Origin of the sequence: Streptomyces sp. NPDC007162 (assembly GCF_040634175.1) — a bacterium.
In the GTDB taxonomy this organism is placed as follows: domain Bacteria; phylum Actinomycetota; class Actinomycetes; order Streptomycetales; family Streptomycetaceae; genus Streptomyces.
The window spans coordinates 1-2,645 of sequence record NZ_JBEYFC010000830.1 but is presented as its reverse complement, the minus strand read 5'-3'; the positions used below and the strand labels follow the sequence as shown (position 1 = coordinate 2,645).

Sequence of the window (2,645 nt, the reverse complement as noted above, 5' to 3'; positions counted from 1 at the left end):
GTGGAGTTGGCGGTCGTACTGGCCAGGTCGCGGCCGTACTTGGACAGTTCGCGCTCCTCCAGGGTGACTCGACCGCGAGGCTTTTGGTCGACTTCACCGTCCAGCGCAGCGGCGACATCGGATCACCCCGCTCGTCGGGTTCCACCAGGGCCAGCAGCGCGGGCCGCAGTTCCGGATCAAGATCTGCAGCCCTCTTTCGGCCGCCACCGGGCCTGCGAACCCGGCCCAGGGGTTCCTCGCCGGCCTCCAGCTCGTCCACGCCCTTGCGGATTGTCGTCTCGCTGACCTGCGCCGCCCGCGCGACCGCCCGGATACCACCGTGGCCCAGGACCCGGGCCTCGGCCCCCATCATCAGCCGCCGCTGCCGTTCATCGAGGTGTGGGAACAACACCTCAAACTTCACAGCGAGTTGACTGCGAACCTCGTCGGAGACGCTCATACCACAACAACGAGCCGCATCACGGGAAGCAACACCTTGATTCTCTGCGAGCCCCTAGCCCCGCCGTGACCTCACCCCACGCGCCCGGCTCCCGCACCCCGCCCCCTTCCGCCCGCGTGCGGTCGTCCAGGTCAGCCGGTTCGGGGAGCAGTGCGGTGAGCTGGTCCTGCCAGACGTACAGGGCGTCCTTCGCGGCCTCGGGCGTCACGCACGCCTTGCCCTGGTAGGTGTCCGTGTCCACGTCGGTGACCACGTCCGGCAGCAGGCGCAGCGCCTCCTGGGCGTCCTTGAGCACGGCGACCGCGTCATCGATGAGCGACTCGCGGTGGGCCTCATGCTGGTGGCGGGCCGCCCGCATCTCGGCGATGTGGCCAACCGGCGGAATTCGCTGACCTGCTGAAACACGAACGCTGCCGGGTAAGGGACCCGCGTAGACATCTGGAGATTCCCCTTGGGCGAACGCCAGGCGATCACGTAATCGATTCGGCACTCTCCGTAATGTCGACCGGTGGCGATCGGAGCACGGACCCCCTCCGGCGCAGTGTCCCGACGCAGGAGGAGAGCAGCATGCAGGAGAGAGCGCCCATCACTAGCAAGGTGAAGTGGTTCAGCCCGGACAAGGGCTACGGCTACATCGAGACGGCCGAAATGGGTGACGTGTTCGTCCATTTCTCTGCCATCAAGGAGGAGGGCTTCAAGACGCTAGACGAGGGGCAACCCGTTCAGTTCGACGTCATCACTGGGAACAGGGGCCCCCAGGCCGCGGACGTCATTGTCATCAGGGAGTAAAGGAACCCGCCACGGCGCGAGCATCGACAAACGCGAGGCCCGCTGACCAAAACGTGGCGTGGCTGGCTCATCACTACTGGGGGATGTCGATCAGGACGCGGCCGCGGCCACCGGCGTCGATGCGGTCGTGGGCCTTGGCGATCTCAGTGAGCGGGAAGCGGTCGCCGATATCGGCGGTGAGGGCGCCGACGGCGGCCGCGGCGGTGAGGTCGCGGGCGGCCTGGCGTTTGGCCTCGGCGGGGAAGTCGTCGCTGCCGAGCAGGCGCAGGGTGACGTTGTTGAACAGCAGGGTCCAGAACGGGATTTCGGTGCGGTCGGAGCGGGTGGCGTACGCGGCGATGATGGCGTCGTTGGCGGCGACGGCGTCGTCCAGGTCGGCGTTGTCGGACAGGGAGACCTCGATGATCCGGTCCACGCCGTCGGGTGCGTGGGCGCGGATCGAGGCGGCCGGGTCTGCTGAGTCGAGGGCGACGGCGTGGGAGACGACCGCGGGGTCGATCCGGTCCAGGTCGGTGCCGCGTCGGACGGTGCCGATGACTGTGGCCCCGCCCCAGCGGGCGAGTTGGGCAGCCAGTGAGCCGACCCCGCCGAGGACGCCGTTGACCAGCACGCGTTTGCCGTCGACGGGGCCGTCGGAGAAGACGGTGCGGTGTGCGGTGATGCCGGGGATGCCGGGGATGCCCAGGCTCGCGCCGAGGTCGTCGGGCAGGTGGTCGGGCAGCGGGACGGCGAGGTCTCCGGGGACGACGGTGTACTGGGCGGCGGTTCCGAAGGGGCGGTAGGACTGGGCGCCGTACACCCACACGCGCTGCCCGACGCGGCGCGCGTCGACGCCGTTGCCGGCGGCGTCGATGATGCCGGCGTCGCTGTGCGGGATCACCCGCGGACAGGGCATGGCCGAGCCGGTCCAGCCGCGCCGCTTCTTGGTGTCGCCGGGGTTGGCGCCGGAGACGGTGACGCGGACACGGACCTCACCGGGGCCGGGGGTGGGGTCGGGCAGCTCGCCGAGCTGGAGCACCTCGGCGGCCGGGCCCTGCTGGTCGTACCAGGAAGCAAGCATGGTCAGTCCTTCCGGTCACGGGTGTGGGTCTGGGGGCGGGGCTGCTCGTCTGTCACTCGGGGGCCGTTGCGGTCCAGGGCCTCGTGGAGCCAGGCGCGCTCGGCGCGGCTGATGGCGCGGGCGGTGAGCAGCATGCCGCGCCGGTAGGGATCACTGACCTGCTCGGCGCGCAGCGGCGTGTCGCCGTCGTAGAAGAAGCTGGCGGGAGCCTCCAGGAAGTCCAGGCGGCGGCGCAGCACGGCGTGCTGCTCGACGCTGTCGGGCAACAGCGAGAGGAACGCCAGGATCACGAACCAACGGGAAGAGCACCTTTCTCCATTGCGCCGCGGGACTGGACCGGCCGACGTCCGGTTCGGT

The 2,645-nt window shown here is 69.7% G+C and carries 3 protein-coding genes and 2 pseudogenes; 1 reads left to right on the top strand and 4 read right to left on the bottom strand.

The genetic code is table 11. The features are described from left to right. Both ABZ646_RS44600 and ABZ646_RS44595 read right to left on the bottom strand, forming a co-directional pair. Nucleotides 1–439 (bottom strand): annotated as a pseudogene (locus ABZ646_RS44600) (ISAzo13 family transposase); the annotation flags it as partial. A gap of 19 nt (nucleotides 440–458) precedes the next feature. After that, nucleotides 459–797 (bottom strand): hypothetical protein, encoded by a 339-nt coding sequence (locus ABZ646_RS44595; protein ID WP_360532946.1) that lies wholly within the window; start codon nucleotides 795–797, stop codon nucleotides 459–461. Nucleotides 798–1,006: 209 nt separating this feature from the next. On the opposite strand from ABZ646_RS44595, the gene ABZ646_RS44590 reads away from it, so the two are divergent. Further along, a complete protein-coding gene (locus ABZ646_RS44590; RefSeq protein WP_360532943.1) occupies nucleotides 1,007–1,228 on the top strand; it encodes a cold shock domain-containing protein in 222 nt (73 codons plus the stop codon). Between the two features lie 73 nt (nucleotides 1,229–1,301). On the opposite strand, the gene ABZ646_RS44585 is transcribed toward ABZ646_RS44590, so the two are convergent. Next, entirely contained in the window at nucleotides 1,302–2,288 is a 987-nt protein-coding gene (locus tag ABZ646_RS44585) for an NADPH:quinone reductase (RefSeq protein ID WP_360532940.1), read from the bottom strand. Between the two features lie 2 nt (nucleotides 2,289–2,290). Then, nucleotides 2,291–2,645, bottom strand: a pseudogene (locus tag ABZ646_RS44580) (hypothetical protein); the annotation flags it as partial.